We start from the raw sequence: 25,968 nt of genomic DNA, 5'->3' as shown, positions 1-25,968 counted from the left end.
CCCGCGCTGCCGTAAACCCTATTCAACAAAGCAAACGGGATCCCCCATGGACGAGATCGACAATAAGATCATCGCAGAACTGCGGCGCGACGCGCGCATGTCCTATTCCGCGCTGGCCGCCACCACCGGCCTGTCGCGGGTGACGGTGCGGGCGCGGGTGGAACGTCTGGTCAGCTCGGGCGCGATTTTGGGCTTCACGCTGATCTTGAAAGAGGACATGCGGCACAGCCCGATCCGCGGCCATACGCTCTTGGCCATCGAAGGGGCGGGCACCGACCGGATCAAACGCATTCTTGCGGGCATGCCCGCGGTGCAGGCAATCCATGCGACCAATGGCAAATGGGATTTGATTGTAGAGACGGGGACAGAGACCGTCGAAGAACTCGACAGCGTGTTGGGCCAAATTCGCCGGATTCAGGGGGTAAGCTCAAGCGAGACGAACCTGCTGCTGGCCACCCAGATGACGGTCACGACCTAGGCTATTGCACCGAGAGAACGACCACCTCGACCCGCCGGTTCTGTTCGCGCCCCGCTTCGGTCAGGTTGCTGTCGCGCGGCGCGAGATAGCCAGCGCCCTGCGCCTCCAGCCGGCCGGGGGCCACGTCATAGCGCTCAACCAACCGATCCCGCACCGCCTCTGCCCGCCTGCGCGACAAGGCGGTATTGGCGTCCAAACTGCCCACCGCATCAGTATGACCGACCAGCGCCACCCGCAGACCCGGCTCTGCCTTGAGCAATTCGGCAAGCCGCGCGAGGGTCGCAAAGGGGCCGGGGCCAAGCGCGGAGGTGCCGGTCTCGAACTCCAAACGGTTGAGCACCAGATGCCCCTCGGCCTTCAGCACCGCCGCGAAATCCTCCGTGGCGGTGGCAAGCGGCACCGCGCCGGTTGGGGCGGGCGTGACGGGGGGGGTGCCGTCTTCCGGCGCATCCCCGCTGCGGGCTTGGATGATCTGCACATAGGCCGAGGTCGCCGCCGTGCTGGCAAGGATGCTGATCGCCTCGGTCGGTGTGCCATCCTCATCTCGCCGCAGGGCGGTGATGAAGTGGAAGGCGCGCAGGTTCACATACATGTTCGGCCCCGGCAGCACCTCTATCGCAAAGCGGAAATCGAACCCACCGCACTCCCGCGCGGCGCAGTCGAGCACGATGTCAAAGCCCGCCCCTTCAAGTTGCCGCCGCAGGGGGCGCATCACTTGCAAGGCGGTCAGCCCCGGCGTGTCCATCCGCCAAGCGGCGCGGCGCACGTCGCCATCGACATGGACCCGCGCCACCTGCCCTTCGGCATAGACACCCACGGGCGCAGCGTAGCGATCCGGCGCGGTGTTGCGTTCCGCCGTCAGCCGCGCGGTGCTGGGCAGCGCCAGTTCAAGCGCCGCCGCCGGGGCCGCCAGCAGCATCCCGGCCAGAGCCGCCGCGACGCGCGCCCGGATCATCGCGCCTGCGCGTGGTAATCGTCGTTCGGGCGCATGTCGGTGGCGCTGGCCACCCGGTTGGTCATGTTAAAGAAACCCGCCACGCTGGCGATGTCAAAGATGTCACGGTCGGTGAAGCCTACGTCGCGCAGCGCCTGACGGTCGGCTTCTTCGACCTTGGCGCTGGCCTCGGTCAGCTTGACGGCGAAATCCAACATGGCGCGTTGTTTGGCGCTGATCTTGGCCACGCGGTAGTTCATCACCAGCGCCTCGCCCAACTGCGGATCGCCCGACATTTCGCGCACCGCCGCCCCATGGGCCACAAGGCAATAGTAGCATTTGTTGACCGAAGACACCGCCACCGCGATCATCTCACGCTCAAGCTTGCTGAGCGCGCTGTCGCCCAGCATCAGATCGTTATACATGCCGGTAAAGGCGTTCAGCTTGTCGATGTCAAAGGCATAGGCCCGCAGCACATTGGGCACCATCCCGAGCTTTTCCTGACAGACATCGAAATACTTCTGCGTCGCCTCGGGCAGCGGATCGACCATCGGCAGATCAAGGGCGGTGGGCATGTCGTTGGCCATGGGCTTATCCTTCACTCGGTGCTTTGACGGTAATGATAGTGCCCGACCGGGGCAAAGCCCAGCTTGGCATAGAGCGCCTGCGCGCGGGTATTGGTATCGACGCAGAGCACCGACAGCCGCGCGGCCCCCTGCGCCTGCCCCCAATGGGCGGCGGCCCGCATCAGCCAAGTCGCCACGCCTTGGCGTCGTTGATGGGGCAGCACCTCGACCGCGTGGACCATGCAGATGTCCTCGTGCACTCCAGCAAAGGCGACGCCCGCGGGTTTCTCGTTCCAGCGGGCAAGGATGCCGGTCTTGGTTGCGGCCCGGTCCATCACGGCAAGGCGCGCGGGGCCGACCCCGCCGGCGGCCCAGACCTCGGCCATGATCGCCAGCGGCTCCCAGATGCAAAAGGCGGTGACCGGGGGCATCGGTATATCGGTGAGGCGAGTGATCGGCAGGCTCAGCACGGTGACCGGATCGACCACGTCGTAGCCCCGTGCGGCTAACAGCGCGTCGAGGTCATCTTCCCCGGCGCGCACCATGAACAGCGGGCGCTGGTCCATCTCGCGCATCGCCGCTTCGGCGGTCGGAATGTCGGCGTCGGTTATCGCTCCGCGCGCCGTCGCCGCCGAGACGCGTTTGCCGCCGCCCTGCCCTTCGCGCAGTATCCATGGGCCGTGCTCAAAGCGCCGCGCAGCGGGCCATGTCGCGTCGCCCGCGTCGAAAAACGCCTGCGCCTCGCTCATGCGAAGGCGGCCTTGAGCTTGGCCATTGCGGCTTCGACCATCCCCGGATCGCTGCCCCGGATCACCACATGCGCGCCAAAGACACCGTCCTTTTGAAACGGGTAGCTGCCCATCGACAAATGCGGATATTCCTCGGCCAGCGCCCCCAGCGGCCCGGCGATATCGCCTTCGCCCCGGTCGATGCGCAGGGTCTCACTGATCAGCGGCTGGCCCCCGATCAGCCCCGGCAAGACACTGGCGACCATGGCTTGAAACACCGCAGGTACCCCGGCCATTACATGCACGTTTTCGACGATGAACCCCGGCGCGGCAGAGACCGGGTTCTCGATCAGCGCGGCGCCTTCAGGGATGCGCGCCATGCGCAGGCGCGCCGCGTTCATCTCGGTCCCCGCGCGGGCGTAATGTTCCGCCAAAATCTCGCGCGCATCGTCGCGCACGTCGATGTCGCGGTTAAAGGCGGCGGCGATGCAATCGGCGGTGATGTCATCATGGGTCGGCCCGATCCCGCCCGAGGTGAAGACATGGGTATAGGCCGACGACAGCGCCTGCACGGCGGCGATGATCGCCCCATGATCGTCCGAGACCACGCGCACTTCGCGCAGGTCGATCCCCACTTTCGTCAACTCCCCCGCAAGGTGATGCATATTGCTGTCACGGGTCCGGCCCGAGAGGATTTCGTCGCCGATCACGATCATCGCGGCGGTGGGGTTTGACATGGGGCGGCTCCTTGAGGATGGCGTCCCTTCGGTATAGGCCGCGCCCCATGCGCTTTCAAACCCAACTTGTCCCCGCCCGGCTGATCCGCCGCTACAAACGCTTTCTGGCCGATTGCAGGCTGGAGGAGACGGACGAAGAGGTGGTGGCCCATTGCGCCAACCCCGGCTCGATGATGGGGCTGGCGGAACCGGGCAGCCGCATCTGGCTGGAGCCGAACGACGATCCAAAGAAAAAGCTGAACTACGGCTGGCGGTTGGTGGACCATGAGAACGGCCATTTCACCGGCGTCGACACCGCCCTGCCGAACCGCGCGATGAAGGCGGCGTTGATCGCGGGTGAAGTCGCGCCACTTGCCGCCTATACCGAGGTGCGACCGGAGGTGAAATACGGCGAAAACTCCCGCATCGACTTCCTGCTCAGCGGCAATGGCCTGCCCGATGCCTATGTCGAGGTGAAATCCGTCACCCTGTCACGCGAAACCGGGCTGGCCGAATTCCCCGACAGCGTGACCGCCCGCGGGGCGAAACATCTGGGCGAGTTGGCGCGGATGGCGCAGGCCGGGCACCGCGCCGTGCTGCTCTATCTGGTGCAGCGCACCGATTGCTCGCAGATGCGCCTCGCTGCCGATATCGACCCGACCTATGCCGCCGCCTCCCAAGCCGCGCGGGCGGCGGGGCTGGAAATCTACGCCATCGGCACCCATATCACGCCCCAAGCCGTCACACTGGCGCAACCGATCCCCTTCGCGGGCTGAGCCGCTCTGGCCCTCGCCCGAAAGCCACGTTAAGTAGGAGCGAACACAAGCATGGAGAGAGCGGTGAACAACGCACACCGAGGCCGCCAGACGCGTGACGGCATTCGCATTTACGAGCCTTCCGATCATGCCGGGATGCAGGCAGCGGGCCGTCTCGCCGCCACCATCCTTGACGAGATCGCAGAGCATGTCTTCCCCGGTCAAACCACCGGAGAGTTGGACCGCCTGATCGAAGAGAAGGTCAACGCCGCCGGGGCGAAATCCGCCACCATTGGCTACAAGGGCTACAAACACGCCAGCTGCATCTCGGTGAACCATGTGGTCTGCCACGGGATCCCCAGCGACAAGAAGCTGAAAGACGGCGACATCCTGAACATCGACGTGACCGTCATCGTCGATGGCTGGTTCGGCGATACCAGCCGCATGTATGTGGCGGGCAAACTTTCGCGCAAGGCCGAGCGGCTGATCAACGTGACCCACGACAGCCTGATGCGCGGGATCGAAGCGGTGAAGCCGGGCAATACCTTTGGTGACATCGGCCACGCGATCCAGACATTCGTCGAAGGCCACCGCATGTCGGTCGTGACCGACTTCTGCGGCCATGGACTGGGGCAAGTCTTTCACGCGCCGCCCAACGTGCTGCACTATGGCCGCCCCGGCACCGGTGCTGTGCTTGAGCCAGGCATGTTCTTTACCATCGAGCCGATGGTGAACCTTGGCCGGGCCGAGACCAAGACCCTCGCCGACGATTGGACCGCCGTCACCCGCGACAAATCCCTCTCGGCACAGTTTGAACATTCGGTCGGCGTGACCGAAGACGGGGTGGAGATCTTCACCCTCTCGCCCGGTGGTTTGTTCCACCCGACCTACAAGACTGACTAAATGCGGCGGGGGCACGGCCCCCGCCCGCCTATGCGTCGATGGCAACCAAATGGTTGTCCCACGCGCGCTTGGCCGTGGTCAGCCGCGACAGCGTCGCCTCTTGCAGCGACAGGATACCGCCCAGCCCATCCGTAGCCACGAAGCCCCCGCGGCCCGGTGCCAGCCCGCAGACATCCGCGCGGCGATGGCTGGCGAGGAAAGAACCTTTGTTGTCAAAGACATGCAGCCGCCCGCCGCGCGGTGACGTGATCCCGACCGCCCCGCCATCGGCGGCAAATGCCACGCTGCCCGCGTAGCCCTGCATCGCGATTTGCTCGGCCAGATCGGCCTCGGCCAAGATCGGCTCTTCCCCGCGCCGATGCAGACCCAGCAGCGGCACGCCGTCGCCCGGTTCCCCCTGCCATTGCATCGCAAAGGCCACCTGCCCGTCCGGCGCCAAGGCCAGATGACGGATCGAATTTTTATGCAGGCCATCGGGCAGCGGAACCTGCTCCAGCACTTCGCCCGAGAGGCTGACATAAGACAGATTGGGCCGCATCACATCAATGTTCAACTTCTCCCGCCCGCTGTCGGGATGGGTGCGGATGCCGCCATTGGCCACGACCAGCACATCCTCGGCCCAGCGGCGGATTTCATGGGGGCCGACCCCGCCCGAGGCGATCTCTCCGATCCGGGCATAGCCCTTGTCGCGGGACCACAGGCCGATGCGCCCTTCGCCGCTGTCGATGTCATTCTCGCTGGTGGCGAGGATGGTCCCGCCTTGCAAAAATGCCCCATGCCCGTAGAAATGCCGCCCCTCTGGCGCGTCGAGCCGATGGGCCACACGGCCCTTCTCGCAGTCGATCACCAGCGCGAAACGTCCCGGGCGGCGGGCAAAGGCGACCGCCTCGGCCGCGGTGGGATGGGCGGCGGCGGCATGGCCCCGGTCGGGCAGCGGAATACGGAAAATGTCGTGGCCGGTCCCGTCCAGCCCGAAAAGCGCATAGGCCCCCGAAGGATCACGCGCGGCGGCAAGGTAGACGGGGCTCCCGGCGGCGGCCCAGCCCATCGCCGGCAGGCTCGACGCGGCGGCGATACCGGCGAGGAAATGGCGGCGCGAGGGCATCAATCCCCATCCGCCGAGTTGAACCCGACCGAGACGCCAAGCGCCGGGGCGATCTCTGCCCCCACCGCCTCGGAAATGGCGCGCACATCGTTTTGCAGCGCTTCGACCCGGATACGGCTGATCGGATCGGCCACCCCGGCAAAAACGGGGTCTTCCAATGCACGCGCGGCGCTCAATGCGCGGTCGAATGCGGCATCGGTCTTGGGGGTGGGCGCGTCCGACAGGGTGTCGGCCAGACCGTGCAGCGCTTCGAGGGACAGGACCACATTGCGCAGGCTACGACCCGAACGGCGGGCCTCCGCCACCTGCGGCTTGGGGGCGTCGAAGCTGCCCGTCGGGCGCCCCAAACGTTGGTCGGCGACGAAGTCCAGCCCGGTTGCCAAAGCCGTATAGAGCCCCTGAGACGCCTCGCGCGGGCTGAGGAAACGGCTGTTGTCCGCCTCTCCGGCGCTGCTCAGCGTGGCGGCGAAATCTTCACGCCATGCGGTGTCGACCTCCCGCGCCAGTTCCGCCAGATCGGCCGCCATCGCGCGGGCCAGTGCGCAGCTATAGCTGTCAGCCTCGTAGCCCGCGAAGTCATCGTCATAAAGCAGCCGTTCCAGCGCAAAGAGCCCACGCGCGGCGATGGAGACTTCGGCGTAATCACCGCTTGTCGCAATCGGGTCTTCTTCGGCCACCATCCGCGCCACGCTCCGCCCCACCATGCCGCGCGTGTCGGGCCAAAAGGCGATGGCCAGCCCGCGCCCGTCCTCTTCCAACGGTCCAAGGGTCAGATGCGCGATGCCCATCCATGCGTCGAAGGCCTCCTGATAGGCCGGGCGCAGGGCGGCATCGGTGCAATCGGCCTGCGCCGCCGTGTCGAGGTCCGCCGTGGCCGTGGCGAAACGGGCGGTGCCGGGCAACGCGTGATCTTGGATCACCTCCTCTACCCCGGCGAGGGCGGGGGCGGCGGTCAGAAGGAATGTGGCGGTCAGCAGGCTGCGCATCAGAGGCTCTCCAGATAGCGGATCAGGGCGTCACGGTCGGCTTTGGGCATGTCGACCACGGCATCGCGGGCGGGCTGGGCTTCGCCGCCGTGCCAGAGCACCGCTTCGAGCAGCGACCGCGCCCGCCCATCGTGCAGGAATTGGGTATGGCCGTTGACCTGTTCGGTCAAGCCGATGCCCCAGAGCGGCGCGGTGCGCCATTCGCGCCCGTTCGCGCGGCCCTCGGGGCGGTTGTCGGCCAGCCCTTCGCCCATGTCATGGAGCAAAAGATCGGTCATCGGCCAGATCAGCTGAAAGCTCTGCTCGGGCTGGTCCTCCAGCCGTTCGGTCACGAATTTCGGCTGGTGGCAGGAGGTGCAGCCGACCTCATGGAACACCGCCTTGCCGCGCAGCACCTCAGGCGCGCCGACATCGCGGCGGGCGGGCACGGCAAGGTTGCGGCTGTAGAAGGTCACCAGATCCAGCCCCTCGGCGTCGATCTCGGTGCCACGGTCGTCACCATCCCCATGGGGTGCCGCGCGGCAGGCGGTCTGCTCTGCCGTGCAATCGCCCCATGCCGCGTCGAAAATGGGGGAGGAAATGCCAATGTCGCCTGCAAAGGCGCTGGCGGACTGCTCGCGGATCGTCGGCGCCCCGGCTTTCCAGCCGAAACGGCCCAGCATCGGACGCGCATGTTCAAAGGACCAGACGATCTGCGCCCGGCCCGAGATGCCATCGCCATCGGCGTCCTCCGGGTCGGCCAGCGCCAAGATTTCGGCCGCTGGGATCGCCTCCAACAGGCCCAAGCCGATCATCGGCGGGGCGACGCGGGGGCTGAGCATCGCGCCGTCGGCCAAGGGGCCATAGCCGAGGTCTTCGGCACTGTAGGTCGGGCGGCGCAAACTGGCGGTCTCCCCCTCCGAGAGCGCGACTTCCACCTCTTCATAACGCACGCCGAGACGGTACTCCGCCGGATGGCCCGCCACCCCGAAATCCTGCAATTGCCCACCATAGACCGGATCGGGCCGCGTGCGCGGGGTCTCATCCCCGACCGAGAGCAGGAAGGCTTCGATCTCGCTCATCGCCTCTTCGGGGGGCGTGGGAACCGAGATGCGCAGGAACATCGACACCGCGTCATCCTCGGCCCCCTCGGGCGGATGGCCGCGCCCGTCTTTCAGGTGGCAGCGCTGGCAGGAACGCGCGTTGAAAAGCGGCCCCAGCCCGTCAGAGGCCAGCGTCGACGAGGGCGAAGAGACCCAAAGCTTTTTGAACAGCCCATTGCCGACCTTGAAATCCAACTCCCGCTCGAAAGGAATGTTGCCCGAAGGCAGCGAAAACGCATCGGCATTGCCGCGCGGGCTGACCGTGGCGGCCCCTGCGGGGTTCGTCTCAAAGGGTTCGGGCTTGTCGAAATCGGTCGCGGGGGCGGTGACCTTGGCGATCCGGGCGGCCTCTTCCGCGGTGCGGGGGATCACCTTCAGATGCGGTTCCTCCAAGGCTTGCGGGGCGGCGGCGGCCATGCTCGCGGCGGCCACCGTGAGCATCGGAATAAGGAATCGCATGGGGAATGCCTTGGATAAGCGGCAGGCCCGAAACCGGGCCTGCCTGTCGCGGTTACTTGCTGTCGTCTGTCGGCTTGGCCTGAAGCTGACCATAGACGGCCTCGCCCAGTTCCGCCTGAAGCGCCAGTTGGGTTTCGAGGAAGTCGATATGCCCTTCCTCATCGGCGATCAATTCTTCGAACAGGTTCTTCGAGACATAATCGCCCACCTGATCGCAGTGATTGCGCGCTTCGATATAGAGGGTGCGGGCCTCATGCTCGGCGGCGAGATCGGCCTCCAGACATTCCTTGACCGTCTCACCGATACGCAGCGCGTCCAGCTTTTGCAGGTTGGGGTGCCCTTCGAGGAAGATGATCCGCTCGATCAGCTTGTCGGCGTGGTTCATCTCTTCGATGCTTTCCTCGCGCGATTTATCGGCAAGCCGACCATAGCCCCAGTCTTCTTGCAGGCGGTAATGCAGCCAATACTGGCTGACCGCCGTCAATTCGCTGCGCAATGCAGCGTTGAGATATTCGATGACCTTGTCGTCGCCCTTCATGAACCTGTCTCCTTGTTTGGTTTCGCCTGACGTAGAGTGGTTTTCAGCACAGGCACGGAAAAGTTGCCATTTCCGCGCATGGTAGACAAGAACAGAGGCATGCAGCCCCCACAATCGGCCGCTTTGCCCAAGGCGCGGTAGACTTTACCGGCCGTGATGACCGTGCGTGCGTCAGAGGCCCGCATCCAGTCGATGGCATTGTTGATGTCGCGATCGGTGATGTTCTGACAGTGACAAACAATCATGGTGTTGCGTATTCCTTGGCTGGCCCCGGGCCGCGACACGCGCGGCCCGGGGGAAAGTTTAGGATTACTGGAAGACGGCCTCCGGCGCGTCGAGGCTGTCGGAGCCTTCAAAGGCGATCTCGTCACCGCCCAGAGCCGTCACCGCGCGTTCAATGGCGCGGGTCTGGTTCACAAGCGCGTCGACCGCGCCCATGATCAGTGCCTCGCCCTCGGCATTGCCGCGCTCAAGCATCATGTCATAGCTGAAACCCGCTTCGGCGGCGGTCTTGATCTGGCCCAGCTCCACCATGGAAGCGTTCAGCTTGGCGCGCAGGTCTTCATCGACACCCGCGTCGGCGCTGGCCACCAGATCGGACAGCGACGCGCCCGAGACCACACGCCCATCGACGCGCAGGTATTCGCCCAGATAGACGTTCCGCACACCCAACCCGTCGTAGTAGTGGCTGTTGTGGGTGTTGTCCGAGAAGCAGTCGTGCTCTTCCTCGGGGTCGTTGAGCATGACGCCCAGCTTCATCCGCTCCCCGGCCTGTTCGCCGTAGGAGAGCGAGCCCATGCCGGTCAGGATCGCGTCGATCCCGGCGTCTTCGTCGGCCAGCACGGTGGCGCGTGCCTCACCGCCTTCGGCCCATTGACCGGCCATCCATTCCAGATCGCTGACCAAGAGATCGGTGGCGGCCTTGAGGTATTGCCCACGGCGGTCGCAATTGCCGCCGGTGCAGTCGTCGCCCGCTGCGTAATCGGTCCAAGGACGGTCACCCGCGCCGTGGTCGGTGCCGTTCAGGTCTTGGCCCCAAAGCAGGAATTCGATGGCATGGTAGCCGGTGGCGACATTGGCCTCGACCGCGCCCGCCTCCTGCAACTGCCCTTCGAGCAGTTCTGGCGTGATCTCGGTGGCGTCCACCTCTTCCCCGCCAAGCGTGAATGTCGGGTTGGCGATGACGTTCAGAACCGCCAGTTGGTTCTCATCCGTCTCACCGCCATAGGAGGCGTCGACATAGTCGATCAGACCTTCGTCCAGCGGCCATGCGTTTACCTTGCCTTCCCAGTCATCGACGATGGCATTGCCAAAGCGGAACACCTCGGTCTGCTGGTAGGGCACGCGGGCGGCCAGCCATGCGGTTTTCGCGGCCTGAAGCGCCTCCGCAGAGGGGGAGGCGATCAGCGTCTCGACGGCGGCTTGCAGGGTCTGCGCGGTGGTCAGGCTGTCTTCGTATCCGGCCTGCGCGATGTCGGCATAGGTGTCCAGCACCTCGGCCTTGCCTTGGGCGAATGCCGGGGCGGCGGCGAATGTGATCAGCGCAATGGCCGTGGACGCTTTGAGGCGCATCGGATGTCCTTCCTTGAAAATCACCATGGTCCCGACACAGGGCGTATCGGGCCTTCGGGCAATAGGTGACTTATTTTGTCGGAAAATACAAGGTACAACCTCACGCGGGCTGAACCTAGGGAACCCCGTTAGGTGGTGGCCCTTTCCAACAGGGTCACATGGGTATCGCCATATTTGCGCGTGTCGATCCCGGCGAATCCCTCAGGCGCCTGCATGGGGGCGCTTTCTTCCCAGACGACCATCGCCCCGGGGGCGAGCCAGCCACCTTCGGCCGCCGCGACAAGCGCCTTTTGCCCCATGGACTTGCCATAGGGCGGGTCGAGAAAGACTAGACCGAAAGCCGCCTGCGTCCACGGCCCCAGCCGCGTGGCATCGTGGCGCAGCAATTGGGTGTCTGCCGCCGCGTCCAGCTTGCGCATATTCTCCCCGATCAGCCGCTGCCCGCTGCGGCCATTCTCGACGAAACAAACCGACGCGGCCCCGCGCGACAGCGCCTCAAACCCAAGCGCGCCGGTGCCTGCAAAAAGGTCCAGCACCCGCGCGCCTTCGATTACGTCGTGATGGGTCAGCATCGAAAAAAGGCTCTCGCGCACCCGGTCCGAGGTCGGGCGCAGATGCGCCCCGGCGTCGCCCTTGCCAAGTGCCGCCAGCGGGCGGCCCCGGTATTTTCCAGCGATGATCCTCATGCCCGCAGCAGCGCCTTGAGGTCCGTCTCGGGGTCCGCGACCAAGGCGGGGTCGGGCGATTTGCCCGCCTCAATCAACCGTTTGCCGACCATATAGCCCCGTGGATCATTTGCGGCATCGACGGCCAGCAAAGTCTCACCGCGGTAATACCAGAAGGACGCACTGCCCTCGCCCCGGCGGGTGACGACGCGGTCATAGCCTGTGTTCAGCCCGGCGATTTGCAGTTTCACATCATATTGGTCAGACCAGAACCACGGTTTGGCGACATATTCCTTGCCCGCGCCGAGGATGTTTTCGGCCACGACCTCGGCCTGATCGATGGCGTTCGGCACGCTTTCTAGACGGATGCGCCCGCCGCGATAGGGGAATGAGGTGCAGTCCCCCGCCGCCCAGATGCCGGGCAGGTTCGCGCGCCCCTGCGCGTCAACCTTGATGCCGTTGTCGATCTCGACCCCCGCGCTGGCGGCCAGCGCGATGTCGGGCTCGATGCCGACGCCGGTGATGACGAAATCGGCGGCGATCTCTGTCCCGTCGCTCAGCCGTGCGCCGGTGACATGGCCCTCGCCCAAAAGCCCCTCCAGCCCCACCCCTTCGCGCAGGCGTACGCCGTAGCTTTCGTGCAGGGCGCGGAAATAATCGCTGGTCTCCGGCGCCGCGACCCGTCGCAGGATCCGGTCGGCCATTTCCACCAGCGTGACCTCAAGCCCCAGCTTGGCCGCGACCGCCGCCGCCTCCAGCCCGATATAACCGCCGCCGACGATCAGCACCTTCGCGCCCTTGACGAAACGCGGGGCCATGGCATCGACATCCGCCAGATCGCGCACGGTAAAGACACCCTCCAGCGCCCCGCCGATCGCGGCGGGCAAGCGGCGCGGGATCGAGCCGGTGGCGAGCACCAGTTCGTCATAGGCGACAGCGCCGTCGGAGGTGCTCAGCACCCGCGCCTCAGGGTCAATCGCCGTGACGCGGCAGTCGGTTTTCAGCGTGATCCCTTGATCGGCGTAGAATGCCTCGGGCCGGAGCAAGAGACGCTCTTGGCTCATCTCCCCCAGCAGGTAGCCTTTGGACAGGGGCGGGCGTTGGTAAGGGGGGCACGGCTCGCCGCCGATGAGGGTGATTTTCCCCTCGAACCCGCCGCTCCGCAGTTTTGCCACGCATGACGCCCCCGCCTGCCCGGCTCCGATCACCACCACATGCTGCATCTGCCATCCCCCGATTGATCTGGTCTCGGTCGCGGTCAAAGCCTATATCTGGCCCCAAGACAACCGCAATGACAGGAGAGGCTATCCCATGACGATTTCTCAAGGTTCGACACTGCCGGACGCGAAACTGGTTCAGATGGGCGCCGACGGGCCCGAGCCGGTGCAGATGGCCGACAAGGTCAAAGGCCGCAAAGTGGTGATCTTTGCCGTGCCGGGCGCCTTCACGCCGACTTGCCACTCTGCCCATGTGCCCAGCTTCGTGCGCACCAAGGATCAGTTCGACGCCAAGGGCGTGGATGAGGTGATCTGCATCTCCTGCAATGATCCTTTCGTGATGAAGGCTTGGGGCGAGGCGACCGGCGCGACAGAGGCCGGGATCACCATGCTCGCCGATGCCAGCAGCGCGTTCACCCGCGCCATCGGCATGGAGTTCGACGCCGAGGGCGCCGGGCTGGTGGGCCGGTCCAAACGCTATGCGATGCTGGTCGAAGACGGTAAGGTCATGCTCTGGCAGCCCGAAGAAAGCGCAGGCACCTGCGAGATTTCCGGCGGTGAAGCGTTGCTGGATAATATGTAAAGTGAAGGGCAGCGACTGAGCGGATCAGGCGCTGCCCTTCCAACGATCCGCCCGGTGGCACACCGGGCATCGCCCGCCCTCCCCCCGGAGGGCGATTTTGCAAGGGTCTGGCAGACGGAACCTCAATTTAGGGTGAACCGGCCCGCCATACAGCGAGCCCCTCATCGCCCCGCAGGGAGGGCGATGCCCTTCTTTTCAGCAGGCAACGCCCTTCAGACGCCTTACTCCGCCGCCTGAACGATCGTGCGCGTGGGGAAGGGGATATCCACCCCGCCCTCATCCAGCGCCTCTTTAACCTTGCGGGTCATATCGGCCTTGAAGGCAAAGTAATCATCCGCGCTGCACCAGACCCGCACAAGGAAATCCACCGAACTGTCGTTGAGGTTGTTCACCTGAATGAAGGGCTCGGGGTCCGTATGCGCGCGCTCATCGGACATGATCGTGCTGCGGATGATATCCTCGGCGGTCTTGAGGTTCGCGCCATAGCCCACACCAAAGGTCCACTCCGCCCGGCGCGTCGGGTTGACGGAATAGTTGGTGATCACATTGCCCCAAACCTCGGAGTTCGGCACGATGACCTGCACGTTGCTGAGATCGGCGAGAACCGTGTAGTTCAGGTTGATCTGTTTGATCGTCCCCATCTCGCCCGCGATCACAACGAAATCGCCGATCTTGATGGGGCGGAACAGGATCAGCATGACCCCCGCGGCCACGTTCGACAGGGTGCCTTGCAGGGCCAGACCAATCGCCAGACCCGCGGCACCAATGACCGCCACGACCGATGTCGTCTTGACCCCGAAAGTGTTGAGCACGAACAGAACAGTGAAGCCCAGCACCACATAACGCACGATGGAAGCCAGAAATTCGAACAGCATCTCATCAAGGTGTTTGTGCCGCTTGCCAAGGTTCTCGACCCGGTGTTGCAGCCAGCTTGAGATGACCCAGCCCAGCAGCAAAATGGCAATCGCGGCGATCACCGAGCCCGCCGCGCTGGCCAAGAACTCCAGCGTCAGCAGATCGGCAACTGTCTTGCCCTGCCACAACTCGGTTTCAAACAAATCTTGCATCCGGTCTCTCCATCAGTCTTTGCCGGCCCCAAAGAGACCATCCATCTTACGCGCCAGCTTCGCATCGAGCGAGCTGAGGCCATCCACGTCATGGGTGATCAACGTTACCTCCACCCGGTTGTAAACGTTGCTCCATTCCGGGTGGTGATTCCACTTTTCCGCCCAAATAGCCACCCTTGTCATCCAGCCAAGGGCATCCACGAAATCACTGAACTTGAAGGTCTTGTGGATCGCATCCCGGCCTTCCACCATCTCCCAGCCCGTGTTGAACAGCGGCTGAAGCAGGGTCTTTCGGGTTTCGATGCTCAATCTCTCGGTCATTCTTGTTCCTCGATCGTCGTCTTTTTGAAAGGTCCGTAGTCGGTCAGCACGCTGATCTCTTCGTCCACGGCGTCGCGTTCGGCCTGCAAATACTCCCCCACGGCGGCGGCAAAGCCCGGGTCGCGCATCCAATGCAGCGACCATGTGGGCGAAGGCAGATAGCCCCGCGCGAGCTTGTGTTCGCCCTGCGCGCCCGCCTCGACACGGGCAAGCCCATGGGCAATGGCGAAATCCATGGCGCGATAATAGCACAGTTCGAAATGCAGAAAGGGGTGGTGTTCGGTGCAGCCCCAGTAGCGGCCAAAGAGCGTCTCGCGGCCTATAAAGTTCAGCGCCCCCGCGATCCAACGCCCGTCGCGCTCGGCCAGCACCAGCGCGATATCGTCGCGCAGGCTTTCCTGCGCATGGTCAAAGAATTCCCGCGTAAGATAGGGCGAGCCCCATTTTCGCGCGCCGGTGTCTTGGTAGAACAGCCAAAAAGCGTCCCAATGTTCGGGTTCAATCTGGTCTCCGGTGAACGTATGGATCGTGCCGCCGAAATCCTGTGCCTGCGCGCGTTCCTTGCGAATGTTCTTGCGCTTGCGCGAGGACAGGCTCGCAAGGAACCCATCGAGATCCGTATAGTCGCGATTGTGCCAATGGAACTGCTGACTCTTGCGGCTCATCAGACCCAGACCTTCGGCCCGCGCGACTTCTTCTCCGGTGCAAAAGGTCACATGCAGCGACGACAGCGCGTTGTTGTCAGTGAGTTGCACCGCCCCTTGAACCAGCGCTGCGGTGCCTGCCTCTTCAAACTCGGGCCGCACCAGAAAACGCCGCCCGGTGGCGGGGGTATGCGGCACCGCGATCTGGAGTTTCGGGTAATAGCGCCCGCCCGCGCGTTCATAGGCATGGGCCCAGTTGTGGTCGAAGATATATTCGCCTTGGCTGTGGGATTTGGCATACATCGGCGCCACGGCGATCACTTGGCCCGCGATCCGCGCCACCAGATACTGCGGCTGCCAGCCGGTGCCGGGGCCGACCGAGCCGCTGCGCTCAAGCGCCGAGAGGAAGCGATAGGTGGTGAAAGGATCGCGCGGACGGCCCCCATCCGCGGCCTCGGGACAGGCGCAGGCGTCCCAATCCTCTTGGCCGATCTGCGCCAATTCCGGCACCACGGTAATCTCGATTTCCTGCGCGTTCATCTGAGCCTTGCCTGCCTTGCGTCCTATGTGTGGCCTCGGCCTCGCGGATCAAGGGCGCGGGCGCGGCAGATAGTCCTCAAAGGTCACGTTCTGCGCCACCTGACGCGCGATTTCTTCCTCCGCTAGGCTGCGGATCGTCCAGCAGAGCACCGCCGCCCCTTCGGCCTTGAGTTCAGCCACACGCGGGCGGCTCAGATCGTCGGCCTCATGGCTGATGAAACTAGACCCGCTGTCGGCGTAATCGGGAATCTCGCGCAGCCGGTCGCAGGTCGCGGCGGGCAGCGGCCATTCATCGGGGCGATAGGCGCTGGTGGTCAGACCGCGCGGCACCTCGGGCAAAAGCCGGGCCAGCGCGCGCACCGAATGCGGGTTGAAGGACATGACCGCCAGATCACCGCGGTAGCGGCCAAGCAGTTCCGCCGCGGCGGCCTCAAGCGCACCAACATCGGGCCCCATGGCACCGTCCTGATCCTTGAACTCCACCAAGAGCGGCACGCGCCCGGCAACGAGGTCGAGGATGTCCTCAAGCGTCGGAATCCCCTCATCACCGCCCATCAGCGGGACCGCGGCGAGGGCGCTCGCATCGCGCAGCCGAACCGCGCCCTGCTCTGCCGTCAGCCGTTCCAACCCGTAATCGTGGAACACCATCGGCTTGCCATCGGCGCTGAGTTGCAGGTCGATCTCGATACCCAGCCCCGCATCGACAGCCGCGCATACGGCGGCGCGGCTGTTTTCGGGCCGTCCAGCGGCGAGGTCATGCAGCGCGCGATGCGCCAGCGGAATGTTCAAAAAGGCGGCAGAAAGGGTCATTCGATCTCAAAGATGCCTTCGATTTCGACGGCGACACCCAGCGGCAGCGACGCGGCAGAGACCGCCGAACGGGCGTGACGGCCCGCATCGCCCAACGCCTCGACCATGAAGTCAGAGGCGCCGTTGATCACCTTGGGCTGGTCAGTGAAATCGGCGGTGGAGTTCACGAAGCCGGTCAGTTTCACCACACGTTTGAGCCGGTCCAGATCGCCATCACAAGCGGCGCGGACCTGCGCCAGAAGGCTCAGCGCACAGCTGCGCGCGGCGGCGGCACCGGCGTCGACATCCATATCGGCGCCCAAACGCCCGGTGATCAACCCATCCGGCCCGCTGGAGATCTGGCCCGAGACATAGACGGTATTGCCGGTGACCACGAAGGGCACGTAGTTCGCGGCGGGTGCGGGCGCGTCGGGCAGGGTGATGCCGAGATCGGCAAGGCGGGCGGTCAGGGACATGACGGGCTTCCTTTGGTTGCGGTTCTGGGCGGACGCTAACCGCCAGCCGCGCCAAGGGAAAGCCCCTTTGCCACCTGCCCCGCCTCAGCTTTCGCGGAAGGCGCGGGCGAAATAGTCGGCCATCGGTTTCAGCAAATAGGCCATAGGAGAGCGCTCCCCGGTGCGGATGAAAGCCTCAACCGGCATGCCGGGGAGGAGGATGGTGCCTTCCTCCAGCTTATCCGTCTCACCGGGGTTCAGCGCGATCTCGGCCCGGTAATAGCTCTGACCGGTGGCGTCATCTTCGATGGAATCGGCAGAGACCTGCAAGACCTTGCCCACCAGTTCCGGCGTGGTGCGCTGGTTCAGCGCCGAAAGACGCAGGTTGACCTCTTGGCCCACGGCGACCTGATCGATGTGAATGGTCTGCACCTGCGAGGCGATGATCAGCGGACGGTCCTGCGGAACGAGATACATCAGCGGCTCCGCCGCGCGCACGACGGAACGCGGGGTTTGCACCTGCATGCCATAGATCACGCCGGATACCGGCGCGCGGATATCAAGGCGGTCGATCTCGGCCCTCAGCGCGCGGCGTTGCTCGGCCATCTCCAACTCACGGTAGCGCAGATCGCGCAGTTGGGTGATCGCCTCTTCCCGTCCGGCGGAGCGCAGTTTGAGCCGTTCGATGTCGATCTCGGTCACCCGCTCTTGCGACTGGGCCTTTTGCGCCGACAGCTCTCCGATCTGGCCGCGCAGGCGGGCCTGTTCGCGCATGAGGGTCAGCACGGCAGAAGCCTGCGTCAGACCCCGGTCCAGCAGCGATTGCTGATTGGCCAATTCCTCTTCAATCAGCTCCAACTGCCGCGAAAGCGCGGCCTCCTGCGCGTCGACCCCGCGGATTTGTGCGTTGATCTGCGCCCGGCGTTTGCCCAATTGCTCAAGCTCTTGCGCCACGCTGACGCGGCGCGCGTCAAAAAGGTTGCGCTGCCCGTCCACCAATTCCTGCACGTCAGGGTTCGTCGCCCCGGCTGATAGCAACTCTTCGTCAAATGTGACCGTCTCGACCTCGTCGCGCTGCGCCTCTAGCCGTCCCCGGCGGGCCATAAGCTCGTAAAGCTGCCCCTCGACGATGGCCAATTGCGAGGTCAACTGCTCCGCATCCAGCCGCAGCAGCACATCCCCGGCAGCGACGCTGTCGCCCTCATCTACAAGGATGTCGGCCACCACGCCGCCGGTCTCATGCTGGACGATCTGCCGGTTGCGGTCGACTTCGATCCTGCCCGAGGCCACGACCGCCCCGGCGATTTGGCTGGTCACCGCCCATGTGCCAAAACCGCCGAAGAGCAGGAACAGCCCGATGAACCCAAGGATCAGGGGCCGCCTCGCCGACCAGCGCTTGTCCTCGCGGGCGTTCATACCACGCCCCCCGAGCGCGCGGGCGCTTTCTGGATCTCGCGGTGGTTTTGCACCATCCCGGCCAGCACCTCATCCTTGGGGCCAAAGGCTTTGCGCATGCCGTTATCCAGCACCAGCAGCGTGTCGCATTCCTGAATGGCTGCCGGGCGATGCGCCATGATCAGCACGGACCGCCCGCTGGCCTTCATCTGCCGGATCGCGTGGTTCAGCGCCTGAGAGCCGGTATTGTCGAGGTTCGAGTTCGGCTCATCCAGCACGACGATCACCGGGTCATCATAAAGCGCCCGCGCCAGCCCGATCCGCTGCATCTGCCCGCCCGAAAGCCGCACCTGCCCCGCGCGGATGGGCGTGTCATAGCCTTGCGGGAATTCGAGGATCATCTCATGGGCCGCCGCCATCTTGGCCGCCTTGACCACTTTGGCGTCGTCAGGATTGGGGGAGAGCCGGGCGATATTCTCGGCAATGGTGCCATCGAACAGCTGAACGCGCTGCGGCAGATATCCGATATGCCGCCCCAAGGTCTCGCTCCCGTAATGCTCCAGCGCGGCCCCGTCGAGGCGGATAGACCCGCCCGCAGGCGGCCAGACCCCGGTGAGCGTGCGGGCCAAGGTCGATTTCCCCGCCCCCGAGGGGCCGATCACGCCAACCGCCTGCCCCGGCTCAACGGTGAAGTTGATCGACTTGAGCGCCGCCTGTTTCTCACCCGGTGCCACCACGGTCAGCGCCTTGGCGGCGAGTTTTGCCTTTGGCTGTGGTAGGGCGGTGCGCGCGGGCTCCTCGCCCACCGCACCCAGAAGCTGTGCCAGATTGGCCCAACCGGCCCGGCCCCGCTGCACCACCGGCCATTGGTTCAACGCCAGTTCCACCGGCGCCAGCGCCCGGCCCAAGAGGATTGAGCCTGCGATCATCGCGCCCGGCGTCATCTGGTTTTTCAAGACCAGCCAAGCGCCGAGGCCCAGCATGGCGGATTGCAGAAACAACCGCAGCGTCTTGGTCATCGCGGTAAAGGTGCCGCCCACGTCGGTCGATTTCACCTGCTGCGCCAGCGCCTGCCCCCGGGCCTGCTGCCAGCGGGTAAAGGCGGCATCGCGCATGCCCATGGCCTGCACCATCTCGGCCTCGACCCTGATCTGGCCCGACATGGCATCCGCCGCCTGCCCCGAGATGCCAGCCCGGGCTTGGCTTTCGCGCGACAGCATTTGATTGGCCACCGCGATTGCCACCAGCACGGCGGCACCGCCCAAGGCCAGCCAGCCCAACATCGGGTGGAACAAGAAGATCGCGGCAAAGAAGATCGGCGTCCATGGCGCGTCAAAGGCGGCCATCAGCACCGGGGAGGTCATGAGGCGCTGCACGGCTTCGAGATCGGCAAGGCCCGCGTTGGTTTTCACATCCGGGGTCACGGCGGATTTGCGCACCACCGCGTCGAACACCCGCCGGTCGAGATCGGATTGAAACCGCGCCCCCACCCGCGCCATGATCCGACCGCGCGTGTAATCCAAAAGCCCCATCACCGCATAGAGAAAGACGACGAGAACCGAGAGGGCGATCAGCGTTTCCTCTGACCCTGAGCCGAGCACGCGGTCATAGACCTGCAACATATAGAGCGGGCCGGTGAGCATGAGCATATTGGCAAAAAGGCTGAACAAGGCCACCGCCCAATAAAGCCCGCGGCTGCGCCTGCGCACGCGACGCAGCTCGGACAGCCCCCTGTTCACCACATCGCTTTGCATCAAACCCCTTCAACGCTGCCCGCCACGCGCGCAGCACCTTCCCGCCTTTGGGGAATTGATACTGAGTTTAACAACCCAATGCTATTGATTTTTCGGCCCGCCCCCGACCGTCTCAGCGGTCGAGGAAGTTCGGCGCGGGCGCGCTGGCCCCGCTGCCGCTGCTGCCGCCGCCAAAGATATCGCGCAGAACCCTGTCGATCACATTGTCCGCGCCGCCGCCTTGGCTGCCACCGCCTTGGGGTTGCGGCTGTGGCTGCGGTTCGGGCTGTGCCTCGCTCAGGTTGCTGGGCGGGGCGGGCGCCTGCATCGGCAACTCCTTGAGGGGCATCCCCTCATGCACGCGGCTCATGGTTTCGCGCCAGATCTCGGCGGGCAGGCCACCGCCCGTGACCCCGGTGAGCGGCGTGTTGTCGTCATAGCCCATCCAGACCCCGGCAACATAATCCGCCGAGAAGCCGACGAACCAAGCATCCTTGTTGGCCGAGGTGGTGCCGGTCTTGCCCGCCAATTGCCGCCCGCCAAACTTGGCGCGCTGGCCGGTCCCTTCAGAGATCACCTTTTCCATCATATAGACCAACTGGCGTGCGGCATCTTCTTGGATCACACGTTCGTTGATGCCGCCCCCGGTGCCCATCAGCGGCTCCGTCTCGCCCAGAAGGCGCAGGTCGACCAACCCATAGGGCGTCACCGATGAGCCGCCGTTGAGGATACCGGCATAGGCGCCGGTCATTTCAAGCAGGGTGCTCTCCGATGCGCCAAGCGCCAGTGCCGGGCCGGCGGCCAGATCGCTTTTGATGCCGAACTGCGTGGCGACCGAACTCACCGTTTCGCGGCCCACGCTTTCCGAGACTTTTACCGCCGGAATGTTCAGCGAGCTTTTCAGCGCCTCGGTCAGGGTCACCGGCCCCTTGAAACTCTTGGTGTAGTTCTTGGGGCACCATTGCCCCGAGCCGGGAATGTTCAGGCAATAGGGCTCATCCACGATGATGTCATTGGGCGAATAGCCCAGATCGAGCGCCGCGGCATAGATGAAGGGTTTGAAGGCCGAGCCGGTCTGACGCATCGCCTGCGTGGCGCGGTTGAAGGCGCCCGCGACCTTGGTCTTGCGTCCGCCCACAAGCGCACGCACCGCACCATCAGAAGACATCACCACGATCGCCGCCTGCGCCTTGGAGCCTTCGCGGACCTTGTTCTCAAACACCCATTTCAAACCTTCCTCGGCCGCGCGCTGGATGCGCTGATCGAGGGTGGTCTTGATGATCACGTCTTCTGTGGTGTTGCGGGTAAAGAATTCCGGCCCCGAGGACATGACCCAGTCGGCGAAATAACCGCCCGCCTCGGCCTCTGCCGCCTCGGACAATTGTGCGGGGTTGGCGATGGCCTCATCAGCCTCGGCGGCAGAGAGATAGCCCTGCTCTTCCATCAGGCGGATCACCGTGGCGGCGCGGCTTTGTGACCGGTCCAGATTGTTGGTGGGCGAAAGCGTCGTGGGCGCGGTCAAAAGACCGGCCAGCATCGCGCCTTCCGCGGGCGAGAGGGCGGCTGCGGGCTTGCCGAAGAACCGCTGCGCCGCGGCCTCTGCCCCAAAGGCACCGCCGCCCATATAGGCGCGGTTAAGGTAGATCGAGAGGATGTCGTTCTTGGTGTATTTCAGCTCCATCGCGATGGCAAAAAGCGCTTCCTTGGCCTTGCGACCCAAGGACGAACGACGGCATTCCGCCTCATATTCCTTTTCCGTCATGCCGCTGCTGGGGTCATAGGGCTCCCCCAGACAAAGCAGTTTGGCTGTCTGCTGGGTGATGGTCGAGCCGCCGTGGCCGGAAAGCGGCCCGCGCCCCTCGCTCAGGTTGATGCGCACAGCCGAGGCGATGCCCCGCGGGCTGACGCCCAGATGGCGATAGAATCGCTTGTCCTCGGTGGCGATGACCGCGTTTCTCAGATGTTTGGAGACCGATTCCGCCGAGACCACGCCGCCAAACTGGTCGCCGCGCCATGCAAAGACCTCTCCCTCACGGTCAAGCATCGTGACAGAGCCGCGCGCGCGGCCATCCAACAACGCTTCGAGGGGCGGGATCGTGGTGTAGATATAGCCAACGGCCAAGGCGAGGACGAGGAAGACCACAAGGCTGACACGCCATGTGATCGTCCAGATCAAGCGCCAGATCCAGCGGGCGAGGCCCGCAAAGAAACCGATGATACCGCCGCGCCGGGGGCGTTTGGGACGGGCGGCTTTGCGGCGGGCGGGCGCGGCCTTGCGCGTGGCCGGTTTGCCCCGCGCGGCGGTCTTGGCCTTGGGTTTGGCCTTACCGGGATACCGCTTGTCGGCCACCAAAGGGCGTTTGCGCTTGTTCTTGTCGGTCATAATATTGCCTGCTCGGCCCTATTTTTCGCCACTTTAGCCTGACTGCAGCGGTTTGTTTAGCGCTGCAAGGTCCAATCGGCGTCAAATGTCTGATTAATTTATAGGCAGATTCCAGCCTGCGCCCGCTTTTTAGGCGGCACTGCCACGCAATGGCGCAAATATGGCAGGCAAACCTGTCCAAGAGCGCCCGATATCCGGTTTTCTCATGCTGCACGGGCAGCCGCCCGCTTCGGTAAGCACGCATTCGGACCCGCAGACAGGAAACGACCATATGAAACCCATCTTAATACTTCCCCTTGCAGCGGCGGTCAGCGCCCTGCCCGGGCTGGCGCTGGCACAGGACGCGGAATACGCGACGCTGGCGGATACGACCTTCATCTTCAACACCCTGCTTTTCCTGATCGGCGGTTTCCTCGTCTTCTGGATGGCCGCGGGTTTCGCCATGCTGGAAGCCGGGCTTGTCCGCTCCAAGAACGTCACCACGCAGTTGACCAAGAACATGGGCCTCTTTGCGCTTGCCGCGGTCATGTATTGGCTGGTGGGCTATAACATCATGTATCCCGGTGACGGCAATTGGATCATGGAAGGCGTCTTTGGCACCTTCGCGACCAAGGACATCAAGACCGAGATCGACGCGGGCGGCTATTCCAATGCCTCCGACTTCTTCTTTCAGTTGATGTTCTGCGCCACCACCGCCTCCATCGTGTCGGGTGCGCTGGCCGAGCGGATCAAGCTTTGGCCCTTCCTGATCTTCGTGGTCGTGCTGACCGGCTTCATCTACCCGATCGAAGCGTCCTGGCAGTGGGGCGGCGGTTTCCTTTCCGCCATGGGCTTCAGCGACTTCGCCGGCTCGACCCTCGTGCACGCCGCTGGTGGCTTTGCCGCCCTCGCCGGGGCCATCGTCCTGGGGCCGCGTTTGGGTAAATACGGCAAGGATGGCCGCGTTGTGCCGATGCCGGGTTCCAACCTTGCCCTCGCCACTTTGGGCACGTTCATCCTGTGGATGGGCTGGTTCGGCTTTAACGGTGCGTCGCAGCTTGCCATGGGCACCATCGAAGACGTGGACGCCGTGGCGCAGATCTTTGCCAACACCAACATGGCCGCTGCCGCCGGTGCCGTCGCTGCGCTGATCCTGACGCAGGTGATGTACAAAAAGGTCGACCTGACCATGGTGCTGAACGGCGCGCTGGCGGGCCTTGTTTCGATCACCGCAGGGCCGCTTGACCCGACGCTGTTTGGTGCGCTTTGGATCGGTGCCGTGGGCGGTGTCATCGTGGTGCTGACCGTGCCGATGCTCGACAAGTTCAAGATCGACGATGTGGTCGGCGCGATCCCGGTTCACCTGATCGCCGGTTTCTGGGGCACGCTGGTCGTGCCGGTCTATACCGAAGGTACATCCTTCGTCACACAGATCATCGGCTTTGCCGCGGTTGGCCTCTTTGTCTTCATCGTCAGCTTCGTCGTCTGGCTGATCCTGAAAGCCGCCGGTGGCATCCGGGTCAGCGAAGAGGCCGAGATCACCGGTCTGGACATGTCGGAACTGGGCATGGAAGCCTACCCCGAGTTCGCCAAGGGCTAAGCCCCGGCGACATCGCCAAACAATCGACCGCCCGGCCCGCAATGGCCGGGCGGTTTGCGTTAGGCCACTAGAGGTAAAGAAATCGTAAAGGTCGTGCCGACACCCGGGGCGCTCACATAACGGATGCTGCCCCCGTGCCGGTCCAGAATCTGCCGGGTGATATGCATTCCCAGACCGCTGCCATAGGCGACCTTGGTGTCGGAGCCATCGACCTGCGAAAAAGGCGCAAAGACCTGCTCCTCCGCGCCCGGCGGGATGCCACAGCCGCTGTCGCTGACTTGCACCAGCGCCATGCCCTCGGATTGCTGAAGGCTGACCTCCACCTGACCGCCCGGGGCAGAGAATTTCACCGCGTTCGACAACACATTGCCAAAGACCTGCCCCAACCGCTCGGCATCGGCTTGGACCGTCAGCACCGTCTCGGGCATCTCGCAGCGGAAGCGTATATCCTTCTCCGGTTGCAGGCTCTCCGCCCGGGCCACAGCCTTTTGCACCAGCGGGGCGAGAGCGGCAGGGTGCAGGTCGATGCTGAACTCGGCACTGCTGAGGCTTTGGGTGTCGATCAAATCATTGACCAAGGTCGTCAGCGTCTCGGAGCTGCCCGTGGCCTTTGCCAGCAGACGCGCCTTTTGCGCATCGCTCATCTTGGCCCCACCCTGCGACAACAAGCCAAGCGCGCCGTTGATGACCGTCAGCGGGGTGCGCAGCTCATGGCTGACCGTGGCGAGGAACTGCGCCTGCATCTGCTCGGCGGCGATGGCCTTTTCGGCGGCAATCTTTTGCACGGTCACATCCAAAAGCGCCACGGCCCAGCCCACCTGTTTTTGCCCCGCCCCCAGAGAAATCGCATGGGCGCGCACGGCGAAATGGCGGTGGCCCAGTTGGATATCGGTCACATCGGGCAGGCTGCCATGGGCCGCGAGATAGCGGATGATCGGCCCCAACTCCCCAAAAGCGCTCAGCGGGGCCTCGGGGTCGGCCTCCCGACGCAAGAGGTCGGCGGCGGCTGGATTGGTCTCAATCGCGGCGCCGCTCGGGTCGACCACAAAAACCGGATCGGTGCTGTTGTAGAACAACAGCTCGCGCGCGATTGCGTTCACGTCGATCCAGCGGTTATCGGCCACCAGCCAGACCACCAGCGTCAGCGAAAGCGCGAATGAGAAAGGCGTCGGATCGGTATTGAACAGGGTGATGCCGCCCAAGATATAGGCCAGATTGGCCACCATGGGGATCAGCGTCGCGGCAAAAAGCTTGAGGAAAAAGCTGCGCACCGCCGGGTTGGCCGAACGCACCGCCCGCCCCGCCACGACCGCCGCCGCCATGATGACCATGTAAAGATAGGTGATCGCGATGAAGAACAGCGGGCCGTGGTCGGATTGGACATAGGCTCCGTCTTCGCTCAGCAACCACTTGGTTTCGGGGCCATAGAATGTCTCATGCCAACCGCTCGTCACCGCCGCGAGGGTGATGAGCGCAGGCGCAAGCCCCGCGCAGAGCGGCACCAGCCATCGCGGCACCTTGGCCCCAAGCGCATATTCATAGAGGAAGAAAGCCCAGAAGGTCGGCAGCAGCGCAAAGCCGATCCACGCCCAACGGCTGACCCCAAAGGCGCAGGCGGCAGAGGTGGCGGAAAGTTCGACCCCGACCGACAGAAGCCAGAGGTCCATGGCCAAAATGGCCAGCAAAAACCAATGCTTACCGGGTAGGCTGCTGTGCCCGCGCACCCAATAGCCCAACACGGTGACAAGCGTGGCTGTCACGATCACCAGCTCTAC

Annotated in this window: 26 protein-coding genes; 5 read left to right on the top strand and 21 right to left on the bottom strand. The window is 64.4% G+C overall.

Annotated elements, in window-relative coordinates:
• Positions 1-46: 46 nt before the first annotated feature.
• Positions 47-478, top strand: a complete 432-nt coding sequence (locus HKX24_RS03200; RefSeq protein WP_067262523.1) for an Lrp/AsnC family transcriptional regulator — start codon at positions 47-49, stop codon at positions 476-478.
• A 1-nt stretch (position 479) separates the two neighbouring features.
• On the opposite strand, the gene HKX24_RS03195 is transcribed toward HKX24_RS03200, so the two are convergent.
• The 4 genes from HKX24_RS03195 to HKX24_RS03180 are packed head-to-tail and all read right to left on the bottom strand — an operon-like array spanning position 480 to position 3,443.
• Positions 480-1,433, bottom strand: a complete 954-nt coding sequence (locus HKX24_RS03195) for an OmpA family protein (RefSeq protein ID WP_271692860.1) — start codon at positions 1,431-1,433, stop codon at positions 480-482.
• The gene (locus HKX24_RS03190; RefSeq protein ID WP_209218503.1) at positions 1,430-1,999 is read right to left on the bottom strand and encodes a peroxidase-related enzyme; all 570 of its coding nucleotides are present in this window, start codon (positions 1,997-1,999) and stop codon (positions 1,430-1,432) included. Before HKX24_RS03190 ends, HKX24_RS03195 begins: the two co-directional genes overlap by 4 nt.
• An 11-nt stretch (positions 2,000-2,010) precedes the next feature.
• Complete coding sequence (locus tag HKX24_RS03185) at positions 2,011-2,727, bottom strand: GNAT family N-acetyltransferase (RefSeq protein ID WP_276153823.1); 717 nt, start codon at positions 2,725-2,727, stop codon at positions 2,011-2,013.
• Positions 2,724-3,443 (bottom strand): molybdopterin-binding protein, encoded by a 720-nt coding sequence (locus HKX24_RS03180; protein WP_271692858.1) that lies wholly within the window; start codon positions 3,441-3,443, stop codon positions 2,724-2,726. The genes HKX24_RS03185 and HKX24_RS03180 overlap by 4 nt, the downstream gene beginning before the upstream one ends.
• A 47-nt stretch (positions 3,444-3,490) precedes the next feature.
• On the opposite strand from HKX24_RS03180, the gene sfsA reads away from it, so the two are divergent.
• Positions 3,491-4,198: a DNA/RNA nuclease SfsA gene (gene sfsA, locus HKX24_RS03175; protein WP_271692857.1), complete on the top strand. Its 708-nt coding sequence runs from the start codon at positions 3,491-3,493 to the stop codon at positions 4,196-4,198.
• 51 nt (positions 4,199-4,249) lie between these two features.
• Entirely contained in the window at positions 4,250-5,080 is an 831-nt protein-coding gene (gene map / locus HKX24_RS03170; RefSeq protein WP_271688803.1) for a type I methionyl aminopeptidase, read from the top strand.
• 28 nt (positions 5,081-5,108) lie between these two features.
• On the opposite strand, the gene HKX24_RS03165 is transcribed toward map, so the two are convergent.
• The 8 genes from HKX24_RS03165 to HKX24_RS03130 form a co-directional block, all read right to left on the bottom strand.
• Positions 5,109-6,185, bottom strand: a complete 1,077-nt coding sequence (locus tag HKX24_RS03165) for a DUF1513 domain-containing protein (protein ID WP_271692856.1) — start codon at positions 6,183-6,185, stop codon at positions 5,109-5,111.
• Positions 6,185-7,171 carry an imelysin family protein gene (locus tag HKX24_RS03160; protein WP_271692855.1) on the bottom strand — a complete coding sequence of 329 codons (987 nt, stop codon included), beginning with the start codon at positions 7,169-7,171 and terminating at the stop codon, positions 6,185-6,187. Before HKX24_RS03160 ends, HKX24_RS03165 begins: the two co-directional genes overlap by 1 nt.
• Positions 7,171-8,694: a di-heme oxidoredictase family protein gene (locus HKX24_RS03155; RefSeq protein WP_271693775.1), complete on the bottom strand. Its 1,524-nt coding sequence runs from the start codon at positions 8,692-8,694 to the stop codon at positions 7,171-7,173. Before HKX24_RS03155 ends, HKX24_RS03160 begins: the two co-directional genes overlap by 1 nt.
• A 70-nt stretch (positions 8,695-8,764) precedes the next feature.
• Complete coding sequence (gene bfr / locus HKX24_RS03150; RefSeq protein ID WP_136720255.1) at positions 8,765-9,250, bottom strand: bacterioferritin; 486 nt, start codon at positions 9,248-9,250, stop codon at positions 8,765-8,767.
• The gene (locus tag HKX24_RS03145; RefSeq protein WP_271692854.1) at positions 9,247-9,495 is read right to left on the bottom strand and encodes a (2Fe-2S)-binding protein; all 249 of its coding nucleotides are present in this window, start codon (positions 9,493-9,495) and stop codon (positions 9,247-9,249) included. The genes bfr and HKX24_RS03145 overlap by 4 nt, the downstream gene beginning before the upstream one ends.
• A gap of 64 nt (positions 9,496-9,559) precedes the next feature.
• Positions 9,560-10,822 carry an imelysin family protein gene (locus HKX24_RS03140; protein ID WP_271693773.1) on the bottom strand — a complete coding sequence of 421 codons (1,263 nt, stop codon included), beginning with the start codon at positions 10,820-10,822 and terminating at the stop codon, positions 9,560-9,562.
• Between the two features lie 128 nt (positions 10,823-10,950).
• Entirely contained in the window at positions 10,951-11,508 is a 558-nt protein-coding gene (gene rsmD / locus HKX24_RS03135; RefSeq protein ID WP_271692853.1) for a 16S rRNA (guanine(966)-N(2))-methyltransferase RsmD, read from the bottom strand.
• Positions 11,505-12,710 (bottom strand): FAD/NAD(P)-binding oxidoreductase, encoded by a 1,206-nt coding sequence (locus tag HKX24_RS03130; RefSeq protein ID WP_271692852.1) that lies wholly within the window; start codon positions 12,708-12,710, stop codon positions 11,505-11,507. Before HKX24_RS03130 ends, rsmD begins: the two co-directional genes overlap by 4 nt.
• Positions 12,711-12,798: 88 nt before the next feature.
• Here HKX24_RS03130 and HKX24_RS03125 point away from each other — a divergent pair, with 88 nt between their 5' ends.
• Complete coding sequence (locus HKX24_RS03125) at positions 12,799-13,287, top strand: peroxiredoxin (RefSeq protein WP_271692851.1); 489 nt, start codon at positions 12,799-12,801, stop codon at positions 13,285-13,287.
• Between the two features lie 221 nt (positions 13,288-13,508).
• Here the strand turns inward: HKX24_RS03125 and HKX24_RS03120 are convergent, their stop codons facing one another.
• The 8 genes from HKX24_RS03120 to HKX24_RS03085 all read right to left on the bottom strand — a co-directional run bounded on the left by HKX24_RS03120 (position 13,509) and on the right by HKX24_RS03085 (position 22,614).
• Complete coding sequence (locus HKX24_RS03120; RefSeq protein ID WP_067266837.1) at positions 13,509-14,354, bottom strand: mechanosensitive ion channel domain-containing protein; 846 nt, start codon at positions 14,352-14,354, stop codon at positions 13,509-13,511.
• 12 nt (positions 14,355-14,366) lie between these two features.
• Positions 14,367-14,675 carry a 4a-hydroxytetrahydrobiopterin dehydratase gene (locus HKX24_RS03115; RefSeq protein WP_271692850.1) on the bottom strand — a complete coding sequence of 103 codons (309 nt, stop codon included), beginning with the start codon at positions 14,673-14,675 and terminating at the stop codon, positions 14,367-14,369.
• The gene (locus HKX24_RS03110) at positions 14,672-15,859 is read right to left on the bottom strand and encodes a GNAT family N-acetyltransferase (protein ID WP_276153822.1); all 1,188 of its coding nucleotides are present in this window, start codon (positions 15,857-15,859) and stop codon (positions 14,672-14,674) included. Before HKX24_RS03110 ends, HKX24_RS03115 begins: the two co-directional genes overlap by 4 nt.
• 48 nt (positions 15,860-15,907) lie before the next feature.
• The gene (locus tag HKX24_RS03105; RefSeq protein ID WP_271692848.1) at positions 15,908-16,669 is read right to left on the bottom strand and encodes a glycerophosphodiester phosphodiesterase family protein; all 762 of its coding nucleotides are present in this window, start codon (positions 16,667-16,669) and stop codon (positions 15,908-15,910) included.
• Complete coding sequence (locus tag HKX24_RS03100) at positions 16,666-17,124, bottom strand: RidA family protein (protein ID WP_271692847.1); 459 nt, start codon at positions 17,122-17,124, stop codon at positions 16,666-16,668. The genes HKX24_RS03105 and HKX24_RS03100 overlap by 4 nt, the downstream gene beginning before the upstream one ends.
• An 84-nt stretch (positions 17,125-17,208) precedes the next feature.
• Complete coding sequence (locus HKX24_RS03095; RefSeq protein WP_271692846.1) at positions 17,209-18,519, bottom strand: HlyD family type I secretion periplasmic adaptor subunit; 1,311 nt, start codon at positions 18,517-18,519, stop codon at positions 17,209-17,211.
• Entirely contained in the window at positions 18,516-20,252 is a 1,737-nt protein-coding gene (locus HKX24_RS03090; RefSeq protein ID WP_271692845.1) for a type I secretion system permease/ATPase, read from the bottom strand. Before HKX24_RS03090 ends, HKX24_RS03095 begins: the two co-directional genes overlap by 4 nt.
• A gap of 112 nt (positions 20,253-20,364) precedes the next feature.
• Positions 20,365-22,614, bottom strand: a complete 2,250-nt coding sequence (locus tag HKX24_RS03085) for a PBP1A family penicillin-binding protein (protein ID WP_271692844.1) — start codon at positions 22,612-22,614, stop codon at positions 20,365-20,367.
• 271 nt (positions 22,615-22,885) lie between these two features.
• Between HKX24_RS03085 and HKX24_RS03080 the strand changes: the two genes are divergently transcribed.
• Positions 22,886-24,193: an ammonium transporter gene (locus HKX24_RS03080; protein WP_067266825.1), complete on the top strand. Its 1,308-nt coding sequence runs from the start codon at positions 22,886-22,888 to the stop codon at positions 24,191-24,193.
• Between the two features lie 59 nt (positions 24,194-24,252).
• Here the strand turns inward: HKX24_RS03080 and HKX24_RS03075 are convergent, their stop codons facing one another.
• The gene (locus HKX24_RS03075; RefSeq protein ID WP_276153821.1) at positions 24,253-25,953 is read right to left on the bottom strand and encodes a histidine kinase N-terminal 7TM domain-containing protein; all 1,701 of its coding nucleotides are present in this window, start codon (positions 25,951-25,953) and stop codon (positions 24,253-24,255) included.
• Between the last annotated feature and the right edge of the window lie 15 nt (positions 25,954-25,968).

Origin of the sequence: Sulfitobacter sp. M85, from assembly GCF_029285915.1 — a bacterium.
Taxonomy (GTDB): domain Bacteria; phylum Pseudomonadota; class Alphaproteobacteria; order Rhodobacterales; family Rhodobacteraceae; genus Sulfitobacter; species Sulfitobacter faviae.
Note: the sequence above shows the minus strand (reverse complement) of the source record. Positions and strands in the feature narration are given on the sequence as shown.

Bases quoted from the DNA above. Each gene is read 5' to 3' on its own strand.
- HKX24_RS03200 (WP_067262523.1), top strand. From the start codon at position 47: ATGGACGAGATCGACAATAAGATCATCGCAGAACTGCGGCGCGACGCG.
- HKX24_RS03195 (WP_271692860.1), bottom strand. From the start codon at position 1,433: ATGATCCGGGCGCGCGTCGCGGCGGCTCTGGCCGGGATGCTGCTGGCG.
- HKX24_RS03190 (WP_209218503.1), bottom strand. From the start codon at position 1,999: ATGGCCAACGACATGCCCACCGCCCTTGATCTGCCGATGGTCGATCCG.
- HKX24_RS03185 (WP_276153823.1), bottom strand. From the start codon at position 2,727: ATGAGCGAGGCGCAGGCGTTTTTCGACGCGGGCGACGCGACATGGCCC.
- HKX24_RS03180 (WP_271692858.1), bottom strand. From the start codon at position 3,443: ATGTCAAACCCCACCGCCGCGATGATCGTGATCGGCGACGAAATCCTC.
- sfsA (WP_271692857.1), top strand. From the start codon at position 3,491: ATGCGCTTTCAAACCCAACTTGTCCCCGCCCGGCTGATCCGCCGCTAC.
- map (WP_271688803.1), top strand. From the start codon at position 4,250: ATGGAGAGAGCGGTGAACAACGCACACCGAGGCCGCCAGACGCGTGAC.
- HKX24_RS03165 (WP_271692856.1), bottom strand. From the start codon at position 6,185: ATGCCCTCGCGCCGCCATTTCCTCGCCGGTATCGCCGCCGCGTCGAGC.
- HKX24_RS03160 (WP_271692855.1), bottom strand. From the start codon at position 7,171: ATGCGCAGCCTGCTGACCGCCACATTCCTTCTGACCGCCGCCCCCGCC.
- HKX24_RS03155 (WP_271693775.1), bottom strand. From the start codon at position 8,694: ATGCTCACGGTGGCCGCCGCGAGCATGGCCGCCGCCGCCCCGCAAGCC.
- bfr (WP_136720255.1), bottom strand. From the start codon at position 9,250: ATGAAGGGCGACGACAAGGTCATCGAATATCTCAACGCTGCATTGCGC.
- HKX24_RS03145 (WP_271692854.1), bottom strand. From the start codon at position 9,495: ATGATTGTTTGTCACTGTCAGAACATCACCGATCGCGACATCAACAAT.
- HKX24_RS03140 (WP_271693773.1), bottom strand. From the start codon at position 10,822: ATGCGCCTCAAAGCGTCCACGGCCATTGCGCTGATCACATTCGCCGCC.
- rsmD (WP_271692853.1), bottom strand. From the start codon at position 11,508: ATGAGGATCATCGCTGGAAAATACCGGGGCCGCCCGCTGGCGGCACTT.
- HKX24_RS03130 (WP_271692852.1), bottom strand. From the start codon at position 12,710: ATGCAGCATGTGGTGGTGATCGGAGCCGGGCAGGCGGGGGCGTCATGC.
- HKX24_RS03125 (WP_271692851.1), top strand. From the start codon at position 12,799: ATGACGATTTCTCAAGGTTCGACACTGCCGGACGCGAAACTGGTTCAG.
- HKX24_RS03120 (WP_067266837.1), bottom strand. From the start codon at position 14,354: ATGCAAGATTTGTTTGAAACCGAGTTGTGGCAGGGCAAGACAGTTGCC.
- HKX24_RS03115 (WP_271692850.1), bottom strand. From the start codon at position 14,675: ATGACCGAGAGATTGAGCATCGAAACCCGAAAGACCCTGCTTCAGCCG.
- HKX24_RS03110 (WP_276153822.1), bottom strand. From the start codon at position 15,859: ATGAACGCGCAGGAAATCGAGATTACCGTGGTGCCGGAATTGGCGCAG.
- HKX24_RS03105 (WP_271692848.1), bottom strand. From the start codon at position 16,669: ATGACCCTTTCTGCCGCCTTTTTGAACATTCCGCTGGCGCATCGCGCG.
- HKX24_RS03100 (WP_271692847.1), bottom strand. From the start codon at position 17,124: ATGTCCCTGACCGCCCGCCTTGCCGATCTCGGCATCACCCTGCCCGAC.
- HKX24_RS03095 (WP_271692846.1), bottom strand. From the start codon at position 18,519: ATGAACGCCCGCGAGGACAAGCGCTGGTCGGCGAGGCGGCCCCTGATC.
- HKX24_RS03090 (WP_271692845.1), bottom strand. From the start codon at position 20,252: ATGCAAAGCGATGTGGTGAACAGGGGGCTGTCCGAGCTGCGTCGCGTG.
- HKX24_RS03085 (WP_271692844.1), bottom strand. From the start codon at position 22,614: ATGACCGACAAGAACAAGCGCAAACGCCCTTTGGTGGCCGACAAGCGG.
- HKX24_RS03080 (WP_067266825.1), top strand. From the start codon at position 22,886: ATGAAACCCATCTTAATACTTCCCCTTGCAGCGGCGGTCAGCGCCCTG.